General features: G+C 72.3%; 21 protein-coding genes. 15 read left to right on the top strand and 6 right to left on the bottom strand.

The features are described from left to right. Nucleotides 1–59: 59 nt before the first annotated feature. Together QE412_RS11590 and QE412_RS11595 are read right to left on the bottom strand one after the other, a co-directional pair. Nucleotides 60–1,706 carry an ABC transporter substrate-binding protein gene (locus QE412_RS11590; RefSeq protein WP_307483759.1) on the bottom strand — a complete coding sequence of 549 codons (1,647 nt, stop codon included), beginning with the start codon at nt 1,704–1,706 and terminating at the stop codon, nt 60–62. Between the two features lie 29 nt (nt 1,707–1,735). Next, entirely contained in the window at nt 1,736–3,151 is a 1,416-nt protein-coding gene (locus tag QE412_RS11595; protein WP_307483761.1) for an FAD-binding oxidoreductase, read from the bottom strand. A gap of 375 nt (nt 3,152–3,526) precedes the next feature. On the opposite strand from QE412_RS11595, the gene QE412_RS11600 reads away from it, so the two are divergent. From QE412_RS11600 to QE412_RS11610, 3 genes are read left to right on the top strand one after another with little or no spacing between them, the layout of a single operon-like run. Beyond that, the gene (locus QE412_RS11600; protein WP_307483762.1) at nt 3,527–4,732 is read left to right on the top strand and encodes an LLM class flavin-dependent oxidoreductase; all 1,206 of its coding nucleotides are present in this window, start codon (nt 3,527–3,529) and stop codon (nt 4,730–4,732) included. Then, nucleotides 4,729–6,081 (top strand): NtaA/DmoA family FMN-dependent monooxygenase, encoded by a 1,353-nt coding sequence (locus QE412_RS11605; RefSeq protein ID WP_307483763.1) that lies wholly within the window; start codon nt 4,729–4,731, stop codon nt 6,079–6,081. The genes QE412_RS11600 and QE412_RS11605 overlap by 4 nt, the downstream gene beginning before the upstream one ends. After that, entirely contained in the window at nt 6,078–7,967 is a 1,890-nt protein-coding gene (locus QE412_RS11610; protein ID WP_307483765.1) for an FAD/NAD(P)-binding protein, read from the top strand. Before QE412_RS11605 ends, QE412_RS11610 begins: the two co-directional genes overlap by 4 nt. Nucleotides 7,968–8,136: 169 nt before the next feature. On the opposite strand, the gene QE412_RS11615 is transcribed toward QE412_RS11610, so the two are convergent. The 3 genes from QE412_RS11615 to QE412_RS11625 all read right to left on the bottom strand — a co-directional run bounded on the left by QE412_RS11615 (nt 8,137) and on the right by QE412_RS11625 (nt 10,275). After that, entirely contained in the window at nt 8,137–8,592 is a 456-nt protein-coding gene (locus tag QE412_RS11615) for a MarR family winged helix-turn-helix transcriptional regulator (protein WP_307483767.1), read from the bottom strand. A 99-nt stretch (nt 8,593–8,691) separates the two neighbouring features. Continuing rightward, a complete protein-coding gene (locus QE412_RS11620; protein WP_307483769.1) occupies nt 8,692–9,111 on the bottom strand; it encodes an SRPBCC family protein in 420 nt (139 codons plus the stop codon). A 141-nt stretch (nt 9,112–9,252) separates the two neighbouring features. Further along, a complete protein-coding gene (locus QE412_RS11625) occupies nt 9,253–10,275 on the bottom strand; it encodes a methylenetetrahydrofolate reductase C-terminal domain-containing protein (protein ID WP_307483772.1) in 1,023 nt (340 codons plus the stop codon). A gap of 109 nt (nt 10,276–10,384) precedes the next feature. Here QE412_RS11625 and QE412_RS11630 point away from each other — a divergent pair, with 109 nt between their 5' ends. Genes QE412_RS11630 through QE412_RS11645 form a run of 4 tightly spaced genes read left to right on the top strand, consistent with a single transcriptional unit; the run spans nt 10,385 to nt 15,466 of the window. After that, on the top strand, nt 10,385–10,999 hold the full coding sequence (locus QE412_RS11630) for a pyridoxamine 5'-phosphate oxidase family protein (RefSeq protein ID WP_307483775.1): 615 nt from the start codon (nt 10,385–10,387) through the stop codon (nt 10,997–10,999). 1 nt (nt 11,000) lies between these two features. Beyond that, complete coding sequence (locus tag QE412_RS11635) at nt 11,001–11,834, top strand: FAD binding domain-containing protein (protein WP_307483778.1); 834 nt, start codon at nt 11,001–11,003, stop codon at nt 11,832–11,834. Further along, complete coding sequence (locus QE412_RS11640) at nt 11,831–14,659, top strand: molybdopterin-dependent oxidoreductase (RefSeq protein ID WP_307483780.1); 2,829 nt, start codon at nt 11,831–11,833, stop codon at nt 14,657–14,659. Before QE412_RS11635 ends, QE412_RS11640 begins: the two co-directional genes overlap by 4 nt. 36 nt (nt 14,660–14,695) lie before the next feature. Then, nucleotides 14,696–15,466, top strand: coding sequence for a GntR family transcriptional regulator (locus tag QE412_RS11645; RefSeq protein ID WP_307483783.1), 771 nt, complete (start codon nt 14,696–14,698; stop codon nt 15,464–15,466). A gap of 7 nt (nt 15,467–15,473) precedes the next feature. Here QE412_RS11645 and QE412_RS11650 read toward each other — a convergent pair whose 3' ends face one another. Then, a complete protein-coding gene (locus tag QE412_RS11650; RefSeq protein WP_307483787.1) occupies nt 15,474–15,974 on the bottom strand; it encodes a nucleoside deaminase in 501 nt (166 codons plus the stop codon). Between the two features lie 173 nt (nt 15,975–16,147). Between QE412_RS11650 and add the strand changes: the two genes are divergently transcribed. From add to QE412_RS11690, 8 genes are read left to right on the top strand one after another with little or no spacing between them, the layout of a single operon-like run. After that, a complete protein-coding gene (gene add / locus QE412_RS11655) occupies nt 16,148–17,266 on the top strand; it encodes an adenosine deaminase (protein ID WP_307483790.1) in 1,119 nt (372 codons plus the stop codon). Further along, the gene (locus QE412_RS11660) at nt 17,263–17,892 is read left to right on the top strand and encodes a hypothetical protein (protein ID WP_307483792.1); all 630 of its coding nucleotides are present in this window, start codon (nt 17,263–17,265) and stop codon (nt 17,890–17,892) included. The genes add and QE412_RS11660 overlap by 4 nt, the downstream gene beginning before the upstream one ends. A 41-nt stretch (nt 17,893–17,933) precedes the next feature. Beyond that, entirely contained in the window at nt 17,934–18,947 is a 1,014-nt protein-coding gene (locus tag QE412_RS11665; protein ID WP_307483795.1) for a BMP family lipoprotein, read from the top strand. Next, nucleotides 18,944–20,476, top strand: coding sequence for an ATP-binding cassette domain-containing protein (locus QE412_RS11670; RefSeq protein ID WP_307483799.1), 1,533 nt, complete (start codon nt 18,944–18,946; stop codon nt 20,474–20,476). The genes QE412_RS11665 and QE412_RS11670 overlap by 4 nt, the downstream gene beginning before the upstream one ends. Then, nucleotides 20,473–22,287 (top strand): adenine deaminase C-terminal domain-containing protein, encoded by a 1,815-nt coding sequence (locus QE412_RS11675; protein WP_307483801.1) that lies wholly within the window; start codon nt 20,473–20,475, stop codon nt 22,285–22,287. The genes QE412_RS11670 and QE412_RS11675 overlap by 4 nt, the downstream gene beginning before the upstream one ends. Beyond that, nucleotides 22,284–23,465: an ABC transporter permease gene (locus tag QE412_RS11680; RefSeq protein WP_307483804.1), complete on the top strand. Its 1,182-nt coding sequence runs from the start codon at nt 22,284–22,286 to the stop codon at nt 23,463–23,465. Before QE412_RS11675 ends, QE412_RS11680 begins: the two co-directional genes overlap by 4 nt. After that, a complete protein-coding gene (locus QE412_RS11685) occupies nt 23,462–24,376 on the top strand; it encodes an ABC transporter permease (RefSeq protein ID WP_307483805.1) in 915 nt (304 codons plus the stop codon). The genes QE412_RS11680 and QE412_RS11685 overlap by 4 nt, the downstream gene beginning before the upstream one ends. A gap of 35 nt (nt 24,377–24,411) precedes the next feature. After that, complete coding sequence (locus QE412_RS11690) at nt 24,412–25,536, top strand: acyl-CoA dehydrogenase family protein (protein ID WP_307483811.1); 1,125 nt, start codon at nt 24,412–24,414, stop codon at nt 25,534–25,536. Nucleotides 25,537–25,545 lie beyond the last annotated feature (9 nt).

The raw sequence follows: 25,545 nt of genomic DNA on the forward strand, positions 1-25,545 counted from the left end.
CTCCTCTCGTGTCGGTGAGCCGATGGGGGTGGATGCCATGGCATCCACCCCCATCGGGATCAGCCGTTCAGCCAGGCGTCCAGGTAGTACGCGTAGGCGAGGCCGTTGTACGTGACGCCGCTGACCTCGGGGGACTGCACGTAGACGCGCTGCACGATCTGCGTGAGCGGCACGAAGTAGCCCTGATCGAGCACGTAGCCCTGCAGCTCGTCGGCGACCTTCGCGCGGGCATCGCGGTCGGTGGCGGTGGCGATCCTGGTCGACAGGTCGTTCAGCGTGGCATCCGAGGTCCCCACCTTGAACCAGTCCTCGTCGCCCTTCTTCTGCGAGGTGAGCACGCCCGCGACGGTTCCGACGTCGACGAAGCTGCGCGTGATCTCGGTCGCCGGGATCGTGGCGTTGCCGATGACCTTCTGGCCGTACGTCGGCACGTCGTAGGTCTCGAGGTTCACGTCGAACCCGAGGCTGGTCAGCTGCTGGTCGACGAGCTCGTCGACCGACTGCGAGGCCTGCAGGTAGGGGTTGGGGTAGAGCGTGAACGACAGCTTCTGGCCGTTCTTCGTGCGGACGCCGTCGGACCCCTTCGCCCAGCCCGCCTCATCGAGCAGTGCCGCAGCCTTGTCGGGGTCGTAGGCGAAGTCGGCGCTGTGGTCGGTCGCCTCGGGCACCGTGCTCTGAATGAACGACTCCGCCGCGAACCAGTCGTCGGTGTAGACGGTCGAGAGGATCTCGTCACGGTCGATGCCGTGCTGCACCGCCTGGCGCACCTTAATGTCGTCGAAGGGCGCGACCGAGGTGTTCAGCGCGTAGCCGTTGACGAACCCGAGGTAGCGGGGGGTCTCGACGGTCAGCCCCTCCTGCTTGAGGGCCTCGAGGTCTTGCGGGCTGGCGTTGTACGCCACCTGCGCCTGGCCGGACTCGACCGAGGCGGTGCGCAGCGTCGGCTCGGCGACCTGCTTGTACGTGATCGTGTCGAGGTAGGCGGGGCCCTCGTGGCCGATGGCCTCCGGACCCCAGTCGTAGTCGTCGCGCTTCTTCAGCACGACGCTGTCGCCGTCGGCGACCTTCTCGACGACGAAGGGACCACTGCCGATGTCTTTCGTCAGGTCGGCCTGCTGGTCCGCGGGCAGGGCGAGAGTGGCCGGCGAGATGAGGATCGAGCCGTGATAGGCCAGGGTCGGGATGAAGCTCAGCGTCGGGGCTGCGAACGACACCTTCACCGTCGTGGCATCCACGGCCTCCGCCCCCACGTAGTTGGCCGAGGGGAACAGGCCGATGCGGTTGATGCCCTCGTCGGGGCGCCCCTTGGCCCAGATGTCGATGTTGGCGACGACCGCGGCGGCATCCAGAGGCGTGCCGTCGGAGAACGTCACGCCGTCCTTCAGGTGCAGCGTCAATTCGGTCTTGTCGGCGTTCTCGTCCCAGCTCTTCGCGATCCACGGGCTGAGGTTTCCCTCGGCGTCGACGTAGACGAGCTTGTCGGTGAGGTGGCCCCAGATGTGGCCCTGGTAGCTCGAGATGGAGCTGTTGTTCGGGATCCAGGTGGCACCGAGAGAGTCGATGAGGAACACCAGATCGCCGCCGGGCTTGGGGGTCGAGCTCTCGGCCGGGGCGGCGGAGGTTCCGGCACCGCACCCGCTGAGCAGGACGGCTCCGACGGTAAGGGCGGAGGCGACGCCGAGAAGGCGTCGGAGGCGAGCGGTCATGGGGGTCCTTGTGCGGTGAGGAGATCGGGTTACAGGGCTTTTCCGGGGTTGAACAGACCGGCTGGGTCGAGCGCGTTCTTGATCGCGAGCTGTGCGACGCGCACACGTTCGGCGAGCTCTTCGGCGGCGAGCTCGCGCTTGACCGTGCCGATGCCGTGCTCACCGCTGACGGTGCCGCCGACCGCGAGCGCCGCACGCACGAGGTCGTCTGCCGCGTCGTGCAGCACCCTGGGCACCGCAGAAGGATCGGCACCGGCCGGGATCGGCAGGGTGATGACGGGATGCAGGTTGCCGTCGCCGGCGTGGGAGACCGCGCTCACGGCGACGCCGTAGCGGGCCTCGATCTCGGGGAAACCGGCGAAGACCTCGGCGATGCGCGACTTGGGCACGGCGATGTCACCGGCGACGAACCAGGACCCCTCGCCGAGGCGACGGCCCGCCCGGCGCAGTTCCCACAGCAACTGGGCGTCCGCATCGCCCTCGGTCTCGACCCGCGCGCCAGCGGCCTCGAGGGCGATGGTCAGTTCGGCGGTCTGCTCGTCGATGCCGAAGCCGTCGAGCTCGATGAGCAGCAGCGACGCCCCGCGGGCACGCAGTCCGGAAGCGTTCGCCGCGTCGATGGCGTCGAGGGTGGGCTCGTCGAGGAACTCGATGACGCTCGGGCGCACGCGCGACGCGGTGATGGCGCCGATTCCGGCGGCTCCGGCCGCCGTGGAGTCGAAGAACGCCGTCACCGTACGACGGGCGACGGGCAGCGGTCGGATGCGCACGGTCGCGCGCACGACGATGCCGAGCACCCCCTCCGATCCCACGAACAGCGAGACGAGGTCGAGTCCGGTGACGCCCTTGATCGAGCGGTGGCCGATCGAGACGAGGCTGCCGTCGGCGAGCACGACGTCGAGGGCGAGCACCGACTCGCGTGTGACGCCGTACTTGGCGCAGCGCAGGCCCCCGGCGTTGGTGGCGATGTTGCCGCCGATCGTCGAGATGCGCCAGCTGGCGGGGTCGGGGGCGTAGAAGAGGCCGAGAGGGGCGAGGTGGTCGTTGAGGGCGGCGTTGAGCACGCCGGGCTCGACGACCGCGACCTCGTCGGCGGGCGAGACCTCGACGATGCGGTTCAGGCGCTCGGTCGTGATCACGAGCTGGTCGGCGTGAGCCGAGGCACCGCCGGAGAGGCCGGTGCCGGCACCCCGGGGGACGACGCTCACCCCGTGGCGGGCGGCGAGACGTACGAGCTGCTGCACCTGCTCCGCCGACGCGGGGAAAGCCACCGCGGGCCCGTCGAGCCCTGCGGCCCCGTGCCGGGGCGCGGTGGCGGCGTCGTACGCGAACGCGGTCGTCTCGGCGGACGGCGGGCGCACCTCGATACCCGGCGCCTCGGCGCGGACGTCGTCCAGCAGAGCGGACAGACCCGTCGACGGGGCGATCGCGGTGGGAGCGCTCATGGGCGGACCTCTCGGTGGGAAGCGGATACGGTGGGCTCCGGCCGAACATAGGCGGGACCGAAGGCGGGGTCACCTCCGACGACACGCTCTGTCGCGATGCGTCACCGTCCGTCACGACGCGTCGCGGGGCGTCACGAACAAGCGCGCGAAAGAGCGTCCCGCCGCGCTCGCGCCCCGCCCAGCTCTGTTGAGTGTCCAAGACACGCCGTAACCCCGAGCTGAGTTGCGGCGTGTCTTGGACACTCAACAAAGCGGGGAGCGCGGCGTAACAATGACGTCTCGCGGCGCTGCGTTACGCCCGTGATTGTGTACCTGCGACCGCGGCGGCACAGTGGGCGTCTCGGCGGGATCGGCCCGCCGCGAAGGGATCCCCCGATGCCCGACCGCATCCACCTCGCCGTCGCCCTCGACGGTGCCGGCTGGCATCCGGCCGCCTGGCGCGAGCCGTCGGCCCGGCCCAGCGAGCTCACGTCGGCGCGGTACTGGCGCGATCTCGCCGCGATCGCCGACAGCGGCGGCATCCTCTTCGCCACGATCGAAGACGCCCTCTCGCTCGGCGGGCGCTCGTTCGAGCCGGATGCCGAGACCCGGCGCGACCGCGCCCGGGGGCGCCTCGACGCGGTGCTGGTGGCGTCGTTCCTGGCTCCGGCCACGCGCCGCCTGGGCCTCGTGCCGACCGTGACCACCGCGCACCCCGAGCCCTTCCACCTCGCCACGGGCCTGCAGACCCTCGACCACGTCAGCCGCGGCCGTGCCGGGGTGCGGATCGTCGCCGGATCGACGCCGCAGGAGCGCGCGAACTTCGGCCGCCGCGCCGACGGCCCCACCGTGCGCCCCGCGTCGGGACGGATCGAGGACGACCCTGCGATCGTCGCCGCCTTCCGTGAGGCGGGTGAGGTCGCCGACGTCATCCGCCGCCTCGCCGACTCGTGGGAGGACGACGCGATCGTCCGCGACCTCGAGACGGGGAAGTTCCTCGACCGCGACCGCGTGCACAACGTCGAGTTCGCGGGCGAGTTCTTCTCGATCACGGGCGCCTCGATCGTGCCGCGCTCCCCGCAGGGCACGCCGCTCATCACCGCGCTCGCCCACCAGACGGTGCCGTACCGCCTCGCGGCCGAGCACGCCGACCTCGTGTACGTCACCCCCTCCGACGCGGCGGCGGTCGCCGGCATCCTGAGCGAGATCGCGGATGCCGCGGACGCGGTGCGCGCGCTCGACGAGCCGCTGCGCGTGTTCGCCGATCTGCTCGTGCTCGTCGAAGAGACCCCGGCCGCGGCCGCCTCGGCCTGGGAGCGCCTGCAGGAGCGCGCGACGCTCGCGACCGACGCCCGCGTGGTGGTGGGCACCCCCGACGACGTCGTCGACGAGCTGCGTGCGTTGGCAGACGCCGGCGTCGACGGGGTGCGCCTGCGGCCCGCGCGCCTTCCGGCCGACCTCGAGGCCATCGCCGACCGGGTCGTGCCGCGTGCGGCGGCCGCCGGCATCCTGCTCCCCGACGACGGGGCGCCGACGCTACGCGAACGCGTCGGACTGCCCCGCCTCGCCAGTCGATACGCCCGTCAGGAGGTCGGCGCATGACCCGCCGCCAGATCCACCTCGCCGCGCACTTCCCGGGCGTGAACAACACCACGGTCTGGACCGACCCGACCGCGGGCAGCCAGATCGACTTCGCGTCGTTCGAGTACTTCGCCCGCACCGCCGAGCGCGGCTTCTTCGACTACCTCTTCCTCGCCGAGGGGCTGCGTCTGCGCGAGCACCGCGGGCAGCTGCACGACCTCGACGTCGCCGGCCGCCCGAACACGCTCGCGATCCTCACCGCCCTGGCCGCGGTGACCGAGCACATCGGCCTCGTCGGCACGCTCAACACGACCTTCAACGAGCCCTACGAGCTCGCCCGTCAGCTCGGCACCCTCGACCTCCTGTCGAACGGGCGCGCCGGGTGGAATGCCGTGACCAGCTCCGACGCCTTCCACGGCGCGAACTTCCGCCGCGGCGGCTACCTCGACCACGCCGACCGGTACGTCCGGGCGGCGGAGTTCGCGGCGCTGTCGAAGGCCCTGTGGTCGTCGTGGCGCGACGACGCGATCGTGGCGGATGCCGACACCGGCGAGTTCCTGCGGGAGGACGCCGTCGCGCGGGTGCGGCACGAATCGCGCCTGTTCGACGTCGACGCGGTCTTCGACGTTCCGCGGTCGCCGCAGGGCCGCCCCGTGATCGTGCAGGCCGGGGACTCCCCCGACGGCCGCGACTTCGCCACCGAGCACGCCGACGTCGTCTTCTCGATGCACACGGCGTTCGACGATGCGCAGCAGTTCTACCGCGACGTGAAGGGGCGTCTGGCGGCGAACGGCCGCGACGAGGACTCGCTGAAGATCCTGCCCGCGGCCACCTTCGTGCTCGGCGACACCGCCGACGAGGCCCGCGAGCGCTCGCGCGAGATCGCCCTGCAGCAGGTGCGGCCGCAGACGGCGATCACCTACCTCGAGCAGATCTGGAACCGCGACCTCAGCGGGTACGACGCCGACGGTCCGCTCCCCGACATCGAGCCCGACACCGGCGTCGAGACCGCGCAGGGCTTCGCCGGCCGCCACGCGGCGATCCGGGCCCGCGTCGGCCAGCTGCGCGAGCAGGCGGTCGCCGAGAACCTCAGCATCCGCGAGCTCGTCATCCGCTTGACCGCGAAGCACACCTTCGTCGGGACACCGGAGCACGTGGCATCCGAGATCGACCGCTACGTGCAGGAGCGCGCGACCGACGGCTTCACCGTCGTCGGGCACGTCACCCCGCACGGCATCGACGAGTTCGCCGACCGGGTGGTGCCCCTGCTGCAGGAGCGCGGGTCGTACCGGCGCTCGTACGACGACGGCGCGACGCTGCACGACCTGTTGGGGCTGCCGCCCGTCTCCGATCCGGTGCCCGTGCCGTGACCGACCTCGTGATCGTCGGCGCGGGTCCGCGCGCGGTGATGCTCGTCGAGCGTCTGCTCGCGCGCCGCACCCGCGCGGCCAGTCCCCCGCTGCACATCACGCTCGTCGACCCCTACCCGCCCGGCGCGGGACGCATCTGGCGGCGCGCCCAGTCGCCGCTGCTGAAGCTCAACTCGATGGCGCGCGACGTCACCGTCTTCACTGACGAGACCTCGACCATCTCGGGCCCCGTGCGCTCGGGCCCGTCGCTCATCGAGTGGGCCGAGCGGGTGCGCGACGGCCGCATCCCCGACGCCGAGATCGATGATCCCGACCTGGATGCCGAGCTCCGCGCGCTCCGCGGTGACAGCTTCCCCACCCGGCGGCTGCAGAGCGCGTACCTCGACTGGTTCTGGCGGCGGACCGTCGCGATCGCCCCGCCGGGCGTCGAGGTGCAGTATCGGCCGGGCACCGTGCAGTGGGTGGACGACACGGTCGAGGGATACGAAGTAGCTCTGGACGACGGCATCCGTCTGCCCGCCGACATCGTCGTCTACGCGCTCGGGCACAACGGGCGCGAGCCGGTCGGTGAAACGGTCGAGCTGATCGACGCCGCCGCGCGGGCGGGCCTGACGTACGTACCGCCGGCGTTCACCGCCGACGCCGACCTCTCCGTTCTCGCGCCCGGCGACGACGTGATCGTGCGCGGCATGGGGTTGGCGGCGGTGGATGCCATCGTGCTGCTGGCCGAGGGACGCGGCGGCCGCTTCTCACCGGCACCGGACGGGACGCTGCGCTACGAGCCCTCCGGTCTCGAACCGCGGCTGCACCTCGGCTCGCGTCGCGGGGTGCCGTATCGCTCGAAGGTGTCGTCGGAGCTACGCGGCGACCCACCCGTCCGCGAGGTGCTGACGGCGGCCGCGATCGCCACGTTGCTCTCGCGCCCCGGCCCGGTCGATTTCCTCGTCGACGTGTGGCCGCTCATCGCCCGGGAGCTCGTGTGGGGCCACTACCGCGAGCTGTTCACCGGGCACCCCGAGCGCGTGCTCGTGCCCTGGGGCCAGTTCCGCGAGACCCTGCGCGAAGTCGACGGCGACACCGACGCACTGCGCCGCGCGGTCGCCGAGGTCGTCCCCGATCCGCTCGACCGGTTCGACGTGCCGGCGCTCGACCTGCCCCTCGCCGGGCAGACCTTCGAGGATTCCCGCGCCGCGCACGACCGCGTGCGCCGCCACATCGTCGAAGACCTGCACCTGCGTACCGCGCCGGAGCGCAGCACGTCGCAGGCACTGTTCCTGACGACCCTGATGTCGTTCCTGGCGCTGGCCGACATCCCCACCGACCGCTGGAGCGCCCGCTCCCGCGCGGTCGACCTCCCCGTGACCTGGCACACCTTCTTCAGCTACGTCGCCTCCGGCCCGCCCGCGCACCGGCTCGAGGAGCTCCTCGCCCTCGCCGACGCCGGGATCGTGCGGTTCCTCGGACCCGACGTGTCGGTGCGGGTCTCGGACGACGGGTTCGTGGCATCCTCTCCGCGGGTCGGCGGCGAGGTCATCGCGCGGGCGCTGGTCGACGCGTGGCTGCCCGGCAGCGGCGCCGCCGCGAGCGACAACCCGGCGCTGCGCGAGCTCGCCACCCGTCACGGCCGCGAGGTGTACGTGAGCGACGAGAGCTTCACCGGCTCGCTCGGGCGCATCGACGTCGACCCCGACGGTCGCGTGATCGCGCGGGACGGCACCCCGCACGCGAACCTGTTCGCAATCGGCCCGTTCACGTCGTCGACCGAGGCGGGTGCCTTCACCCGCCCGCGCTCCGACTCCCTGTCGCTGCGCCAGACCGACCGCGTCGCCGAGGCGGTGTCGGCCGCCGTCGCTACCGCCGCGCAGGCCCGCGCGTTCTCCGGCTGAGCGCCGACGCGCGGCCCGGCGGCGCGACGGAGTTGCGGCCGTCGGGCGGCCGAGCGGCGCACAACGCGGGCCGAACTCCTGAGAAACGCCGCGAACCGGCCCGGAGCCGTCCGAATCGACGCGTCTCGGACGATTTCTCAGGAGTTCGGCCCGGCCCGGCCGAGGCCCACTAGGCCCGCGACCGCTCCAGCACCTCGGCCAGGTGCCCGACGAGGGAGCGGGATGCCGTAGCCCCGACGCCGAAGAACGTCTCGTCCACGTCCTCGACGGCGCGGTTCGCCTCGCGGGCCCGCTCACGCCCTGCCGCAGTGGCGCGCACGCGCACGGCGCGGCGGTCGTTGGCATCCTGACGCCGTTCGACGAGGTCGCGCTCGGCCAGGACGCGGATCACCTGCGACACCATCATCGGGTCGGCGCCCGCGCGCTGGCTCAGCATCGCCTGCGTCATGCCCTCGTCAGTGTCGTCGTCCGTGAGCACCGCCAGCAGCACGAACTGCACGTGCGTGAGATCGTGTGGAGTGAGCGCCCGCCGGATGGCGGCCTGCCACCGGTTCGTGACCTGCCACAGCAGAAAGCCGGGACTGACGTCGCCGGACGGGAAGCGGCTGTCGAGCGGAGTCGTCATCCCTCGATCATCGCGCGTGCGATGACGTCGGCGTCGGTATCGGTGATCTCGACCAGCCCGCGTCGCAACTCGTACCGGAGGCGACCCCGATCCACGACGTCATGACGTTTCCACGAGGGCGACGAGTCGGTCCAGGTCTTCCGGCACCGAGGTCGCGAACCCCGAGAACGCGGTGCGTGCCCACAGCCACGACAGCGGCCCCTCGAGCGTCACCTCTGCCGTCACCCACGACCCGGTCCCGACCGGCTCGACGGTGTGCCGGAAGGTCAGTCGGGTTCCCGGCATCCGCGTGACATCCGTGTAGACGCGGTCGGTCTCGACCTCGGCGACGACGAAGGACACGCGGGGTCCGCCCTTCGGCTTCAGGATGCCGCGGGCCCCCTGCCGCACCGGACCGTCGAGGCGCACCCACTCGGTGTCGGGAGACCACTCGCTCCAGGAGTCGTGGTCGATCCATCGGGCGTAGAACGCCGAGCAAGGGGCGAAGGACGTGCGGGTGGCGGAAGCAAGGGAGCGCATGCATTTAGTATGCGCGCATACTTTATGAATCCGCAACGCCCATCGCCCCGAGGCGCACCCGAGTGTCCACGCCGAAGCGGACGCCCGATACGGAGACGGCGCGCGTCCGGGCGGCACCGACGACACCTCCCGTCGGGCGGGTCAGCGCAGGCGCCGCGCCACCTCCGCCATGGCCTCGGCGAACGCCTCCTCGCCGCCCTCGCGGCCACCCGACAGGTTCACGCCGACCACGCCGGGCAGCGCGAGCATCTCCTCGGCGAGCGCGACCGTCAGCGCGATGCCCTCGGCCCGCGGGTCCGCAGCGCCCCGGACGCGGGCCAGGAACCCGTGCGGGAGCACCAGGGTCGTGAACGACTCCAGCAGGTCGGCGGAGGCGGCATCCACCACCACCGGCACGCAGGGGATGTACCGCACGTCGGCGGCGACCTCGTCGATGAACCGCCGCACCGCCGCCGCGCCCCCGGCGTGGTTCACGAAGCACACGTCGGCCCCGGCGTCCACCTTCTCGCGCAGCCGCGCCGCGCGCCGCTCGACGGGGGGCGCGGCCGGCGATGCGGCGACCGACACGACGTGCCCGACCGCGCGGGCGAGTGCTGCGGCCTCGGTCGAGTCGAGGTCGAACACGGGCGCGGCGTCGGGCCGGTGCCCGGTGCGGGTGTGGTCGCCGGTCACGCAGTGCACCCCCGCGACGCCTTCCACGGCCAGCGCCGCCAGCTCGCCCTCGATCGCGACCCGGTTGCGGTCGCGCATGTTCAGTCCCGTCCACACCCGCAGCCCCCGCTCGTGCAGCAAGCGGGCACGGTACGCCGGCGGGAACTGCACGCGCGCGCTTCCCGCGTCGCCCGCGAGCACGGCATCCACGTTCCCGGCGAGCGCCGCGGCGCACGCGTCGAGGGATGCCACGCTCAGCGCCCGCGCGGGCAGGTCGGCCACGATCCAGGGACGCGTGCCGAGGGCGGCCAGGGTGTCGGCGGCCGCAGCCGTCCGCGCACCCGTAGCGGGACGAGCGACGCGGTCCACCCCCGTCCAAGGCACGGTGGGCCGATCCACGAAGAGGCAGCGGTGCTGTGCGTCGATCTCGCACGAACCGTCGAACCCGACCCCGCCGCACGGGCCGTACTCCATGCGTTTGGGGCATGCGTCGATGAGCGGCAGCGAGATCATGCGGGGAGTGTACGAAGTGCGTGTTTCGCCGAATGTTCGTCTCGGCAACATCGCCGAAACGCGGATTCTCTACGCTCGGCCCTACCCGCAGCGCTCCCCGGAGGTGGCCATGATCACGGCCGGCACCACATTCGGTTCCGATGTCGACGACACCGATTCGCTCGTCGATGACCCCCTCGCCCTGATGGTGCGGTGGCTGCCGACCCCCGACAGCGAGCTGCGGCCCCTCGCCGCCCTCTCGACGATCGGCCTCGACGGCCTTCCGTCGGTACGCCACGTGCTGGTGAGCGAACGGGATGCCGCGGGCCTGACGTTCCACACCGATTCCGCCAGCACGAAGGTCGCCGAACTCGCCGCCAACCCGGTCGCCGCCGTCGCCGTCGCGTGGCCCGAGATCGGCCGGCAGCTGGTGGTGCGCGGAGTCGTGCAGCGCGTCAACGCCGACGAGGCGGCTCGGGTGTACGCGGAGCGCTCGCGCTACCTGCAGCTGCTGGCGTGGATGAACACGCGCGAGAACGCCCAGCTGCCCGCCGCCGCCCGGCAGCGCCTGTGGGCCGACTTCGACGACACCCATCCCGAGCTGACCCCGCCGGCCCGCTGGGTCGGCTTCCGTCTGCGCCCGGTGACGCTGACGTTTTGGCGCGGTGACCCGATCGGACAGAGCACGCGACAGCACTACACCCTCGTCGACGGACGCTGGGCGGGCGAGATCCTGGCGGGCTGACGTGGACATCACGACCGTCACCTCGTACCGCGCCGCGCGAGAGCGCGCCGACCTCACCCTGGCCCCGGGCGAGGTGGTCATCGCCGGCGGCACCTGGCTGATGAGCGAGCCGCAGCCCGACACGACAGGCTTCGTCGACCTCACCACGCTCGGCTGGCCCGACCTCGAGATCACCGACGCGGGTCTGCGCATCGGGGCGACGTGCACCATCGCGCGCCTGCTGGAGTGGGCCGAGAACGAGGCTCCCGCCGCGTGGACCTCGCTCGCGCTGGCCCGCCCCGCCGCGAACGCGCTGCTGGCGTCGTTCAAGATCTGGAACACCGCCACCGTGGGCGGCAACGTCTGCCGGGCCTTCGCCGCGGGCGCCATGATCTCGTTGCTGTCGACCCTGGATGCCACGGCCCTGATCTGGACGCCCGACGGCGGCGAGCGCCGAATGGCCGTGGCCGACCTGGTCATCGACAATGCCGCGACCTCGCTGACTCCCGGCGAGGTGCTGCGCGCGCTCGACGTGCCCGCGCACGCCCTGGGCGCGCGCGTCGGGCTGCAGAAGATCGCCCTGGCCGAGCTCGGACGATCGGGCGCCGTGGTGAGCGCGCGTGTCGACACCGACGGCTCGGCCGTGTTCGTCGTGACGGCGGCGGTGCGCCGGCCGCGCGTGCTGCGCTTCGCGCGTGTTCCGAGCGCCGGTGAGCTTCGTGACGCTGTGGCCGCCGCGACCGACTTCTACACCGACCCCCTCGGCACCGCCGACTGGCGACGCGGGGTGAGTGTGGTGCTCGCCGAGCGGGTACGCCAGGGGTTCCTCGCCGCAGAGCGGGAGGGCCTCGCGTGAAGTTCCACATCAACGGCTCCCCCGTCGACGCGGAGCCGCGACCCGGCCAGTGCGCGCGCACCCTGCTGCGCGAGACGGGGCACGTCGAGGTGAAGAAGGGGTGCGACGCGGGCGACTGCGGTGCGTGCTCGGTACTCATCGACGGCTCGCCGACCCACTCGTGCATCGTTCCCGCGGTGCGCCTGGAAGGCCGCTCGGTCACGACGGCCGCGGGGCTCGCCCCCGGCGACGCCCTGCACCCGGTGCAGGAGGCACTGGCCACCGGCTTCGGGTTCCAGTGCGGTTTCTGCACCCCGGGCATGAGCGTCACGGCATCCACGCTCACCGCCGACGACCTCCCCGACCTCGACCGCCGCATGAAGGGCAACCTCTGCCGGTGCACGGGCTACCGCCCGATCCGCGAGGCGATCCGCTCGGCCGTCCTGGGGCCGGTGCGCGAGACCGGTCCCGCGGCGCACACCTGCACCGACCACCCGGGCGCGGGCGGGTGCGGCGGCGGCGCAGCGGCATCCCGTGGCGACGGCCGCGTCGGCACCTCGGTCGCGCCCGAGGCAGCACGCCGCGTCGTGCAGGGCCGCGAGCCCTACACCTTCGACGATCCCGTCTCCGGCGGCCCGCCGCTGGTGCTGCGCGTCGTGACCTCGCCCCACGCGCACGCCCGCGTCGTCTCGATCGACACCGCCGCGGCCCTCGCGATCCCCGGCGTCGTGGCCGTGTTCACGCACGAAGACGTTCCCGACGTGCGTTACTCGACGGGGCGGCACGAGCACCGCACCGACGACCCCGACGACACGCGCATGCTCGACGACGTCGTGCGCTTCATCGGCCAGCGCGTGGTCGCGGTGGTCGGCGAGACAGCCGAGGCGGCGGATGCCGGGTGCCGAGCGATCACGATCGAATACGACGTGCTGCCCGCCGTCTTCGACCCCGAAGAGGCACGTCGGCCCGGAGCGCCGCTGCTGCACCCCGACCGCACGCCCGAGGAGCGGGTGATGGATGCCGGACGCAACGTCGTCGCGGGCTTTCACACCGGCCACGGCGGCGACATCGACGCGGCCCTCGCCGCCAGCGACGTCACCGTCTCGGGCGAGTGGCGGACGGCGCGCGTGACGCACGCGGCGCTCGAGACGCACGGAGCGATCGGCTGGCTCGACGACGAGGGACGCCTCGTGATCCGTTCGTCGACCCAGGTTCCCTTCCTCACCCGCGACGAGCTGGCCCACATCTTCGGCCGGGAGCGGGAGAGCATCCGCGTCTACGCCAACCGCGTCGGTGGGGGCTTCGGCGGCAAGCAGGAGATCTTCACCGAAGACCTCACCGCGCTGGCGGTGCTGAAGATCGGCCGCCCCGTGGCGTTCGAGTTCGCACGCACCGATCAGTTCGTGCGCGCGTCCCTCCGACATCCGATGCGCGTGCGCGTGACATTGGGGGCGGATGCCGGGGGCACGCTGACCGCGATGAAGCTCGACGTGCTGAGCGACACCGGGGCGTACGGCAACCACGCGATCGGTGTGCTGTTCCACTCGTGCGCGGAGTCGACGACGCTGTACCGCGTGCCGACGAAATGGATCGACGCCGAGGCGGTGTACACGAACAACCCGCCGTCGGGCGCGTTCCGCGGCTACGGTTTGGGCCAGGTGGTGTTCGCCGTCGAGTCCGCCCTGGACGTCCTCGCCGACAAGCTCGACATCGACCCGTTCGACCTGCGCCGCCGCAACGCGGTGAAAGAGGGCGATGCCCTGCACCCCGACGACGACGAGAAGTACGAGGAAGACCTGATCTGGGGCAGCTACGGCTTCGACCAGTGCCTCGATCTCGCGCAAGACGCCCTACGCCGCGGCAACGGCGTCCAGGCCCCCGCGGGCTGGGTCGTGGGCGAGGGCATGGCGGCCGCGATGATCGCGACGATGGCCCCGCGGGGCCACATCGCGCACACCACCGCCACCCTGCGCCGCGACGGCACCTACCTGTTGCGCGTCGGCACCGCCGAGTTCGGCAACGGCACCTCGACCGTGCACCGCCAGATCGCCGCGACCGTGCTCGACGCGACGCCCGAGCGTCTGGAGCTGTGGGCCGCCGACACCGACGCCGTGCGCCACGACACCGGCGCGTTCGCCTCGGCCGGCACCACCGTCGCGGGCAAGGCCCTGCACGCCGCGTGCACCGTGCTGCGGCGGCGGATGACGACCGTCGCCGCGGAGCTCGTGGGCGGCGATGCCGGGAGCGCCGAGCTCGTGGCATCCGGAGTCCGTGTGGGCGACGAGACCGTCACGTGGGAGCGGATCGTCGCGGCCTCGCCCGCCGACCACGTCGACGCCGAGGGGCTCACCGCCGACGGCGCCGAGTTCGGCGACGTGCGCTCGCTCGCCTTCAACGTGCACGCGGTGCGCGTGGCCGTCGACCCCGAGACGGGCACGGTGAAGGTGCTGCAATCGATCCAGGCCGCCGACGCCGGCGTGGTGATCAACCCCGCCCAGTGCCGCGGGCAGATCGAAGGCGGCGCGGCGCAGGCGCTCGGCGGTGCTCTGTACGAAGAGGTGTACCTCGAAGACGGCGTCGTGAAGAACCCGGTGTTCCGCACGTACCGGGTCCCGCAGTTCGCCGACGTCCCCGACACCGAGGTGTACTTCGCCGAGACCGACGACACGGTCGGTCCGTTCGGGGCGAAGTCCATGAGCGAATCGCCGTACAACCCCGTGGGCGCGGCGATCGGCAACGCGGTGTCCCGTGCCCTCGGGCGCCGCGGCTACGAGCTGCCGTTCTCGCGTGACCGCGTGTGGCGTCTGGCGGCGAGCGTCGAAAGCGGCACGCCCGCTACCGTGTGAGCCACGACCCCGCTCCGCGTCCATCGAAAGGCTGACGTGACCGCATTCCTGCCCCTGCCCGGGCCGCGCGCCGAGGGCGAGGGCCTCCGGGTACAGCACGGGCTGCTGCGGTACGTGCGCGAGGCCGCGGCATCCGGTTCGCCCCTTCCGGGCGAGCTCGACCTCACCGCACGGTTGGCGTGCACGCGTCAGCAGCTGCGGCGCGCGATGGCGGCGTTGGAGGCCCAGGGGATCGTGCGACGACGCCAGGGCTCGGTCACCACCGTCGATCCGATCGCCCTGCGCCTCAGCGTGCGATTGGAGGAGCAGTTCGAACACACCGAGCTGCTCGACCGGCTGGGCTACCGCTCCGAGGTCGAGACCCTCACGATCGGCCAGGTCGAGCTCGGGGCCGAGTCGGGGGCGGCGATGGAGCTGGCGCCGAGCTCTCCGGCGCTGGCCGTGCGCAAGCGCTGGCGGGCCGACGGCACGGTGGCGATGATCGCGGATGACGTGGTGCCGCTCGAGGGCGGCATGCCCGACGACCCCGAAGAGTCTGTGTTCAGCGTCGCCGCGCGCGTATGGGGAGAACCGGTCATCTGGGAGGTCGCCACTCCCGGGGTCTCGACTCTGGGGCCGGAACTGGCCGAGCTCTTCGAGCGGCCGACGGGCACGCCGGTCCTGACCCTGGAGGTGATCGGCATCGGCGCCAGCGGCCGGCGCCTGCTGCACAGTCTCGAGTACCACGATCCGACACTGGTGTCGTACTCGTTGGTGCGTACGGTGCGACCGCCGTGGGGCGGCGCGGCGCGGCCGCCGCGTGCCTAGGAGGGCCTCAGGCCCAGAACCCCTCGTGCGCCCGGGCGGCCTCGTCTTCCAGCAGGGGACCGACGACCTCGATGCGCCGCTGACCGCGGGCGAACACCTCGCGGCACGGCAGCGAGAAGGTCGGGTTCTCGGGGTGGTCGCCGGTCAACACGAGAAGGCGTTGCTCTGACAGGGCGTAGACCACGCGGTCGATTCCGCACCAGTACGCCGCGCCCGCGCACATGGCACAGGGCTCGGCGCTGGTGAACAGCGTGGTTCCCGCCATCGCGTCGGGTCCCAGCGCCCGGAAGGCTGCGGCGACGGCGCGCAGTTCGGCATGCTGTGTGGGGTCGCCGTCCGGGGGGAGCGAGTTGTTGCCGGCGGAGCTGACGACCTCGCCCGACGCGGTGGTCACGAGGGATCCGAACGGGTGCGCGCCAGCGGCGCGGGAGCGCTCCGCGACGTCGATGCTCTCACGCAGGAGGGCGAGGTCCGCGGGTGGGAGCGAGGGGCCGACATCGATCGTCAAGACGGTCTCCTTGTGAACAAGTGCTACGAAGAATTTGAGCACCGCGAGGGGTTCTCCCAGAATCATGCCTGAGCATTTCCCTGAAGTTACGGATTGCGAAAGGTCCTGCATCAGCTTGTCAACAAGTGACGTTTGATAGCTAACCTTCGAGGCGACCCGAACGAAAGATCTCCATGCTCACAGACCCCTCGCCCACGCGCATCGACGAGGCGACGATCCGCGCACTCCCCAAAGCGGAAGTCCACGTGCACCTGGAGGGGACCTTCGCGCTCGCGGACATCCTATTTCTCGCGAAAGAGAACGGCGAGTACCTGCCCGGCCCTGCCGCAACGCTCTTCGACATCACCACCCACGACGCCTTCGCCGCGCCCGCGGTCAGCACCGGCGGCGGGGCGGGTGCCGGAGCCGCCGGGCTGAGCGGGTTCCTCCGGTTCCTCGACTGGCAGTGCGGACTCGTCCGCACCCCGGCCCAGGCGGCCCGCGTGGCGTACGCCTTCGCCGCCCGGCAGAGCGCGTCGGGCGTGCGCTACTCCGACGTCATCGTCAACCCGACACACTGGAACGCCTGGCGGGGCCGCGAGATCGCCCTCATGCGCGCCCTCTCGGCCGGGTTCGACGAAGCCGAGCAAGACGGCCTGTGCGCCGTCGGCATCGCCTACTCGCTGCTGCGCAGCCAGTCCGCCGCCTCGGCGGTCGACGCGGTGGCCACCCTCGCCTCCGCCCGACCCGGCCATGTCGTGGCCATCTCGGTCGACGGTGACGAGAAGGTGACCGGACGCACCGGCGAGAAGTTCCACGAGGCGTTCCGGCTGGCCCGCGCGACGGGTTTCCGCCGCACCGTCCACGCGGGCGAGTCCAGCGGTCCCGACGGCGTGTGGGACGCGCTCGACCTGCTCTTCGCCGAGCGCATCGATCACGGCGTGCGTGCGGTCGAGGACCCGGCGCTGCTCGCGCGCCTCGCGGCGGACGGGATCAGCCTCGGCGTCTGCCCCCGCTCGAACCTGACCCTCGGCATCTACCGTTCGTGGGACGAGCATCCCCTGCCGCGACTCCTCGCCGCCGGGGTCGAGGTCACACTGAACACCGACGATCCCGCCCCCCTGGGGTCGTGCCTCGAGGCCGACTGGGCGGTGACGGCCGAACAGTTCGGCTTCGACGAGGCCACCATGATCGGCTTCGCCGCGCGTTCGATCGAGGCCTCGTTCGCCGACGACGACCGCAAGGCCGCGCTGCGGTCGGAGCTGGCGGCGGTCGTCGACGAGCGCTCGCGCACGGGGGCACTGTCGTCATGATCCGGTTGCGCCTGTCCCTCACCCTCGCCGCTGTCGGCGTGGTGCTGGCGGGCGCGTGCGGAGCGGCCGTCGCCACCGCCCAGGTGCGCGAACCCGCCACGATCCCCCTCGCTCCCGTGGTCGCGGCCTGGCCGACCGGCTTCGTGGCCGAGGGGATGAAGTCGGAACCCCTTTACACCGAGCACATCCGCATCGAACGCGACGGCGACGACCTGCGCCTGCGCATCGAGGTCGTCGGACAGGGTGACGAGCCGTTCGGAACGCAGGAGGGCGCGGTACACGTCGGTGCCGACGGAACCGTGGCCTGGTCGTCCGGCTGCCCGAAGGACCCCGCCACGTGCGCGGACGACACGCAGCTGCGAGGGTTCCTGACCACCGCCGCCCTCCTCGCTCTCGCACGCACCGACCGGCTGCCGCACGACGGCGTGGTGCGAGAGGTGCACGCAACGCCCGCCGTGTGCGTCGACGATGCTGCGCTCCACCCCGACGCGCCCCCGGCGGTCGTGCGCCTCGATCCCTGCTTCGATCTCGCCACCGGCGCCGTGCTCGCGCACTGGTCGCCCGACAGCGCCGCCTTCGTCGGTGCGACCCTCGCCCCCGGCTTCACCGTCGAATCCCGTCCCTGACCATTCCTGCACCCGACACCACCCGACCCGAAAGGCCGTCCATGCGTATCCGTCCTGCTCTCCTCGCCGTGCTCGCCGCCGGCGCCCTCACCCTCGCCGGATGCTCCGGCGGAGGCTCCGCCTCGTCGACCGCGTCCAGCGGAGGAGGCGATGACGTCATCCGCGTCGGCGCCCTCACGCCGGGCAACGCGAACGACGGCGCCTTCAACCAGGCTCTCGCCGACGCGCTGAAGAAGCTCCAGGACGAGGGTGAGATCACCTATCAGCTGCGCGAGGGCATGGCCGACCCTGCCACGAGCGAGCCGGTGGTCGCCGACTTCGCCAGCCAGGGCGTCGATCTCGTCATCGGCCACGGCATCGAGCTCGGGGATGCCATCTTCTCGGTCGCCAAGAACTTCCCCGACGTGCACTTCACCGCCTCGGGCGGCCCCGACATCCTCGACAAGTACACCGACAACGTCGAGACGTGGACCTACGACTCGGCCCAGGTCGGCTACCTCTCGGGCTACATCGCCGGTTCCACCGGTGCCACACCGATCGGCCGCGTCGAGAGCATGGAGCTCGACTTCGTCAAGGCCACCGACTCGTTCTTCCAGCAGGGCCTGACCGCCGCGAACCCCTCGGCCTCGCTGCTGCCCGTGGTCTACGCCGGCAGCTTCGACGACGCCGAGGCCGCCGCCTCCGCGACCACCGGCCTGATCAGCCAGGGCGCTCAGCTCGTGTACACGACCGGTGACGGAATCGCCGCCGGCGTGGGCGCCGCCGCCTCCACAGCGGGCAAACTGTCGGTCGGGGTCTCCCCCGCCGCCGGCTCCGAGGCGCTGAAGACCAACGTCTCGACCGTCGACATCGACATGTACCCGATCGTGAAGGGCTGGGTCGACGAGGTGAAGGCGAAGAAGTTCGGCGGCAAGAGCGTCACCTCCACGCTCGCCAACGGGGGGATCGTGTACCAGGACATCAACACGGTGGGCGGTGCGGTCCCGGCCGATGTGGCGACCAAGGTGAAGGACCTGGTGACGGGGATCTCCGACGGAAGCGTGACCGTTCCGTGACGAAGGCCCATGCGCGGACCGATCGGGCGCTCGTCGCCCGGTCGGTCTCGCGCCGTTTCGGCGCCGTCCAGGCGCTCGACGATGTCGACTTCGAGGTGCGCGCGGGCGCGGTGCACGCCCTGGTCGGCGAGAACGGCGCGGGCAAGTCCACCCTCGCGAAGATCCTCGCGGGCGTCGACAGACCGGATGCCGGGACCCTGACGCTCGGGGGCGAACCCTACGCGCCGCGCGATCGCGCCGACGGCCGCATCCGCGGCGTCGACCTCGTGCCGCAGCAGCTCAGCCTCGTCGGCGAGCTCACGCTCGTCGAGAACCTCCTCCTCGCGGGTCGCCGCCGCCTCCTGCGTCGCCGTGCGGCCCGCGCGAGTCTCGTCGCCACCCTGGAGCGTGCGGGGGTGAGCGTCGACCTCGACGTTCCCACCGCACGTCTCAGCCAGGCGCACCGGCAGCTCGGCGAGATCGTGGTCGCTCTGGCCGAGGGGGCGACGACCCTGATCCTCGACGAGCCGACGGCCAGCCTCGGCCCCGTCGAGGTCGGCGGACTGTTCGATCATCTGCGGGCCCTGTGCGACCTCGGTACGGCCGTGGTCCTCATCACGCACCGTCTCGACGAGGTGCGGGCGGTCGCCGACGACGTGACGGTGCTCTCGCATGGCCGCCGGGTGCACGCCGGCCCCGCCCGGGGACTCGAACCGGCCGCGATCGCCACGCTGATGGTCGGAGAACTGCCGGCCCCCGCGACACGCGCCCCGCGGGCCCCCGGCGAGATCGTCGTCGACCTGCGGGGCGTCTCCGCCGCGACCGACGCCGGCACCCGCCTCGACGACGTCACGCTCAGTGTCCGTGCCGGAGAGATCGTCGGTGTCGCCGGTGTCGCCGGCAGCGGTCAGGACGCGCTGCTCGAGGTGCTCGCGGGGCTTCGGGCTCCGGCATCCGGGATCGTCCGCGTCGCTGACGTCGCCGACCCGGACGCCGCACAGCTGCTTGCGGCGGGGGTCGCCTGGATCCCCGAGGAGCGCTCCGACGCCCTCGTGCCCACGCTCTCGCTCGGCCAGACCCTCGACGTCTACGACGTCGCGCGCGGGGCTGGCCGCGGGGCTTCCGCCGGCGATGCCGCGGAGCGCCTGCGCGCGTTCGACGTGCGACCGGCCGTGCCGTCGCTCGCCGCAGGGGGCCTCAGCGGCGGCAACCAGCAGAAGCTCCTGCTCGCGCGCGAGCTCGGGCGGTCGTGGCCGGGCACCCCCTCGGGCGCCCCGCGCCTCGTGCTCGCCTACGGCCCCTCGCAGGGGCTCGACCTTCGGGCCGCGCAGGCCGTGCGCGAACGACTGGTGGCGGCGGCCGAAGCGGGTGCCGCGGTGCTCGTCGCCTCGCACGATCTCGAAGAGATCCGCGACGTCGCCGATCGCGTCGTCGTGCTGTACTCCGGCCGGGTCGTCGCCGACCTCCCCGCTTCCGAGGCCACGACCGCGCGCGTGGGCGCGGCGATGGCCGGCCTGACCGACCCGCATCCCGCCGAGGACACCGCATGACCGCCTACACCGACCTGCTCCCCACCACCGACGAGCTCGTGCGCCTGCGCGCGGTCGCCGCCGGGCTCGAGGCCCCCGACCTCATCGTGCGCGGTGGGCTCGTGCAATCGCCTGGCACCGAGGAGTGGCTCGAGCGCGACGTGATCGTCGCGGGCCGGCACATCGCGGCGCTGACGCCGTGGGGCCACGTCGCCGTCGACGACACCGTGGAGCAGGTCGACGCGCGCGGGAGCCACGTGGTACCGGGGTTCATCGACACCCATCTGCACATCGAGTACACCAACCTCACGCCGGGGGAGCTGGCCCGCCTCTCGGTGCCGCGCGGGACGACCACCGTGTTGACCGACCCGAACGGTGCGGCGAACGTCTGGGGCACCGCCGGCATGGATCTACTGCGGCGCACCCGCACGCCGCTGCACATCTTCGAGCAGGTCTCGCCCACCACCCCCACCTCGGCCGAGCTCGAGCGCGGCGGCCAGGTGATCGCCGAAGAGGTCGTGCGCGCCCGTCTGCACGACGACGACACCGTGACGCTCGGCGAGAGCAACCCCTTCGACCTCGGGGAGCTGTCGACCGGGCGCTTCCGCGCGGCACTCGCGGCGGGACGGCGGCTCACCGGTCACACGGCCTCGCAGACGGGCGAGTCGCTGTGGGGCTACCTCGCGGCCGGCATCGGCGACGACCACAACGCCCGCACCGTCGACGAGGTGCTCGAGCGCGTGCGGCTCGGAACCCGGATCACGGTGATGGGATCGTCGTTGACCGACAACACCGGTCCGCTGTTCGCCGACCTGGACGCCATCGCCCCGGCGCTGCGATCCCTGAGCTTCTGCGCCGACGACAAGCACGCCCTCGATCTCTCGACCGAGGGACACATCGACCACCACGTGCGCGCGGTGATCCGCGCGGGCGTCGACCCGCAGCTGGCGTACCGGATGGCGACCACCCAGCCCGCGCTGTACTACCGACTCGACCAGGTGCTCGGAGTGCTGGCGCCCTCGCGACTGGCCGACATCCTCGTCATCCCCGACCTCGCCGACGTGAGGCCGGCGGTCGTCGTGGTGGCGGGCGAGATCGTCGCCCGCGACGGCGAGGCGCTCTTCGCCAACACCGACGTCATCCCGCACTGGGCGCGCGACACGGTGCATCTGCCCGCCGAACTGCCCGCCGATCTGTTCTCGGTGCCCGCGCCCACCGGCGCCGACCCCGTGCACGTGCGCGCGATGGAGATGTACGACGGGTACTTCAAACGCGCCTTCACCGCGCGCCTGCCCGTCGACGACGGCGAGGTCCTCGCCGACCCGGCGCAGGACGTGCTCAAGATCGCCGTCGTCGACCGCCACCGCGGCGAGGCGATCTCCGGCATCGGGTTCGTCCGCGGGTTCGGGCTGCGCCGCGGGGCGATCGCGATCACCATGAACTGCCCCAACATGAACATCTCGGTGGTCGGCGCCGACGACGCCTCCATGCGCTTGGCCGTCGAGGAGCTCGGCCGGATGGGCGGGGGCTTCGTCACCGTCGCCGACGGCGAGGTCCTCGCCCGGGTCCCCCTCCCGGTCGGCGGCATGATGAGCGACGCCCCGTTCGAAGAGACGGCCGCGGCGCTCGCGGCGGGACACGCGGCCACGCATGCCCTCGGATGCCGCATCCCCTCGCCGTACATCATCCTGTCGTTCGTCGGCCTGTACGTCGTCCCCGACCTGGGCCTCACCGAGCTCGGGCTCATCGACGCGGCGACCCAGCGTTTCGTCGACGTGCTGCTTCCGGGCCCGGTCGACGCGTGCGGTCACGAGCACGAGGCGACGTCGTGAATCGTTTCCGGCTGCGCTCGCTCACCTCGACGGCGGTGGTCGTGGTCATCGTCGTCGCCGTGGCGATGGCTCTGATCGTCTTCGCGGGCGCCGACCCACTCGTGGGACTCCGCGGACTCGTCGAGGGCGTGTCCAGCTCGCCGTACCGGGTCGGCGAGCTTCTGGTCGGCGCGGTCCCGGTCGCGATCGTCGCCCTGACGCTCGTGCCGGCGCTGCGGGCGGGAGTGTTCTCGGTCGGGGCGGAGGGGCAGGTCGTGATCGGCGCGATCGCAGCGACCGCCGCGACCTTCGCGGTGCGCGGTGTGCTCGGCGACGCAGCACCCGCCCCGCTGTACTGGCTCACGGGGGCGGCGGCGGGAGCGGCCGGCGGCGCGCTCTTCGCCCTGCTGCCCGCCTGGCTCGCCGCGCGGTGGAACGTCAACGTCATCCTCTCCACACTGCTGCTGAACTACGTCGCCGCGGGGGCGCTCGGCTGGTCGTTGCGCACGTGGCTCGCCAGCCCCGAGAACACCGCGACACCGCAGAGCGACAAGCTCCCGGCTGCGGCCGCCCTTCCCGACCTCATCCCCGGCACCCGCGCGCACGTGGGCGTGCTGCTGGTCGTGGTGGCCGTGGTGGTCTTCGAGTTCTGGCGGCGCAGCCCCCATGCGACACGCGTGCGCATCTTCGCCGAGCGGCCCGCGCTGGCCCGCCGTCTGGGCGCCACCCGCACCCGCACCATCGTGACCACGATGCTCGTGTCGGGCACCGGCGCGGGAGTGGTGGGGTGGATGCAGGTGGCCGGCGTCAACGACCGGCTCTTGGCCTCGGTCTCGGGTGGCGTCGGCTTCTCAGGCCTCGCGGTCGCCCTGCTCGGCGGCCTCCTGCCGGTCGGGATCGCGGCTGCGGCGGTGTTCTTCTCGGCTCTCGCCGTCGGCGCGGTCGGGATGCAGTCGGCCACGGGCACCGTTCCGTCGTCGATCGCCGACGTCATCAAGGGTGTGCTGCTGCTGGGCGTGGCGGTGGTCGCCGCGACGCGCCCCGGGCTGGTCGCTCCCGCGCACGCCGCGCCCGCTCCCGCGCCGGACGACGGCGCGCTGGGCGCCGACGAGACGGCGGCCGCGACGGCCGCGTCGGGAGAGCCGCTCCTGGCCGACGCGTCGGCCCAGCCCCGCACCGCCGCGGAGGGAGCACGATGAGCGCCGAGTTGTGGGTGTCGATCCTCGTCGGGGCTCTCGCCCTCGCTGCACCTCTCGTGATCGCCGGGATCGGCGAGGGGTTCGTGGAACGCGCGGGCCGATTGAACCTCGGCATCGAGGGGATGATGATCCTCGGCGCCCTCGCGGGCGTCTTCGTCGCCGCCTCGGCCGGGCCGTGGATGGGGCTGTTGGCCGGAGCCGTCGTGGGGGCTGTGCTGGCGGCGGGGATGAACGCCCTGGTCTACCTGTTGCGCGCGAACGAGATCGTCGTGGGCGTGGCGGTGACGATGCTGGGCCTCGGCCTGTCGACCTACCTGTTCCAGCTGTGGATCCCCGCCGGCACGACCAACGTCAGCGTCGACACGCTGGGCCGTGTCGATCTGGGGCCGCTGAGCGAGGTCCCCGTGCTCGGTCCCGTGCTGTTCGCGCAGAGCCCGGTCGTGTACGCCGCGGCGGTCCTCCTCGTCCTGGCGTGGGCCCTCGCGCGGTTCACCCGCTTCGGCATCCAGGTGCGTGCGGTCGGCTCCGACCCGATCTCGGCGGCGCTGCGTGGCGTGCGTCCGCGCGAGGTCGGCGAGCGCGCGCTGCTGCTGGGCGGCACGCTGGCGGGGGTGGCGGGAGCGGCGATCGCCCTCGGCTCCATCGGCGCGTTCACTCCCGGCATGACCGCCGGGCGCGGGTACATCGTGCTCGCGATCGTCATCATGGGTCGCATGACACCGGTGGGTATCGCGCTCGGTGCGCTGCTGTTCGGCTTCCTGCAGTCGTTCTCGCTGCTGGCGCAGTCGGCCGCCGCCCAGTTGCCCAGCGAGATCTACGCCACGCTCCCCTACCTGGTGACCTTGGTCGTGCTGGTGCTCACCTCCCGCGCGCAGCTACGTCGCCATTCCGCTCGATTGCGTACCGCCTGACCGATCGGCCCCCGCCCGCACAGAAGGGTTCTCCCATGTTCCGTCGTCCTTCCCCCGTCGCCGTCCCCGCCGACGAAGAGCACTGGATACGTCTCGTCGCCGACCTCGCCGCGGGATTCGCCGCGACCGTGGCCGACGACGATGCGACGGCCCGGCTCCCCCTCGACCACCTCGCCGCCCTCTCGGCGAGCGGCCTCGACGCGGCGTTCCTGCCGAAGGCGGCCGGCGGTCTGGGACTGTCGTATGCGGCCCTGGGCCACGTCGTGCGGACCCTGGCGCACGCGCATCCGGCCGTCGCAACGGTCTGGCTCATGCACGTGGGGGCCGCGCACGCGCTGGTGACGACGTCGCCGCCCGCGCAGGCGGCGTTCTTCGCGGCCGAGCTGCGCGCCGGCAAGCGGTTCTCGAATGCGCTGTCCGAACCCGCCGGCGGCAACCACTTCCTCACGTCTCAGCAGGATGCCGAACCAGCCGACGACGGGTGGACGCTCACCGGCCGCAAGCTCTTCGTGTCGGGCTCGGAAGCCGCCGACCATCTCTTCCTCAACGCCCGCGTCGACGGCGAGCCGGGGTTCTTCGGCGTCACCGTCGACGACTCCGTCTCGTTCCCGCCCATCGAGGAGACGATGGGCATGCGTGCGACCCGCAGCCGCACGATCGTCTTCGACGGCACTCCGCTGCCCGCCGCCCGCCGGTGCGGGCCGCCGCCCGCCGATGCCGCCAACCTCATCAGCGTCGGCTTCGCGTTCTTGTCGATCGGGATCGCGGAGGCGGCTCTGGATGCCGCCGTCGCCGCGGCGATCCGCTCCCGCGGCGGCTCGCGCGTGGCCGATGCCGGGTGGGCACGGCAGCAGACGGGCCTGGCGTGGGCCGAGGTGACGGCCGCGGCGCTGCTGGCAGAGCGCACGGCGTGGCTCGCCGACACGCGTTCCGACCAGACCATGCCCGCCGCGATGGAGAGCAAGATGCTCGCGAACGAGGTCGCCAAGAAGGCGGCGGCGCTGGCGTTGTCACTCGGCGGCGGCGGCGCCTACCTGGTGTCGTCGCCCATCCAGCGCATTTTCCGCGATGCGCAGGCCGGCGCGCTCATGGCCTATTCGGTGCCGTTCAGCGCGGAACTCGTCGGTGACGGGGTGTTCGAAGACGCCGGCGCGCAGTGAGGCGCCGGC

The organism is Microbacterium trichothecenolyticum (genome assembly GCF_030818955.1).
Lineage (GTDB): Bacteria > Actinomycetota > Actinomycetes > Actinomycetales > Microbacteriaceae > Microbacterium > Microbacterium trichothecenolyticum_B.

Coding starts and splice junctions, on each gene's coding strand:
- QE412_RS11590 (WP_307483759.1), bottom strand. CDS start 1,706: ATGACCGCTCGCCTCCGACGCCTTCTCGGCGTCGCCTCCGCCCTTACC.
- QE412_RS11595 (WP_307483761.1), bottom strand. CDS start 3,151: ATGAGCGCTCCCACCGCGATCGCCCCGTCGACGGGTCTGTCCGCTCTG.
- QE412_RS11600 (WP_307483762.1), top strand. CDS start 3,527: ATGCCCGACCGCATCCACCTCGCCGTCGCCCTCGACGGTGCCGGCTGG.
- QE412_RS11605 (WP_307483763.1), top strand. CDS start 4,729: ATGACCCGCCGCCAGATCCACCTCGCCGCGCACTTCCCGGGCGTGAAC.
- QE412_RS11615 (WP_307483767.1), bottom strand. CDS start 8,592: ATGACGACTCCGCTCGACAGCCGCTTCCCGTCCGGCGACGTCAGTCCC.
- QE412_RS11620 (WP_307483769.1), bottom strand. CDS start 9,111: ATGCGCTCCCTTGCTTCCGCCACCCGCACGTCCTTCGCCCCTTGCTCG.
- QE412_RS11625 (WP_307483772.1), bottom strand. CDS start 10,275: ATGATCTCGCTGCCGCTCATCGACGCATGCCCCAAACGCATGGAGTAC.
- QE412_RS11630 (WP_307483775.1), top strand. CDS start 10,385: ATGATCACGGCCGGCACCACATTCGGTTCCGATGTCGACGACACCGAT.
- add (WP_307483790.1), top strand. CDS start 16,148: ATGCTCACAGACCCCTCGCCCACGCGCATCGACGAGGCGACGATCCGC.
- QE412_RS11660 (WP_307483792.1), top strand. CDS start 17,263: ATGATCCGGTTGCGCCTGTCCCTCACCCTCGCCGCTGTCGGCGTGGTG.
- QE412_RS11665 (WP_307483795.1), top strand. CDS start 17,934: ATGCGTATCCGTCCTGCTCTCCTCGCCGTGCTCGCCGCCGGCGCCCTC.
- QE412_RS11675 (WP_307483801.1), top strand. CDS start 20,473: ATGACCGCCTACACCGACCTGCTCCCCACCACCGACGAGCTCGTGCGC.
- QE412_RS11685 (WP_307483805.1), top strand. CDS start 23,462: ATGAGCGCCGAGTTGTGGGTGTCGATCCTCGTCGGGGCTCTCGCCCTC.
- QE412_RS11690 (WP_307483811.1), top strand. CDS start 24,412: ATGTTCCGTCGTCCTTCCCCCGTCGCCGTCCCCGCCGACGAAGAGCAC.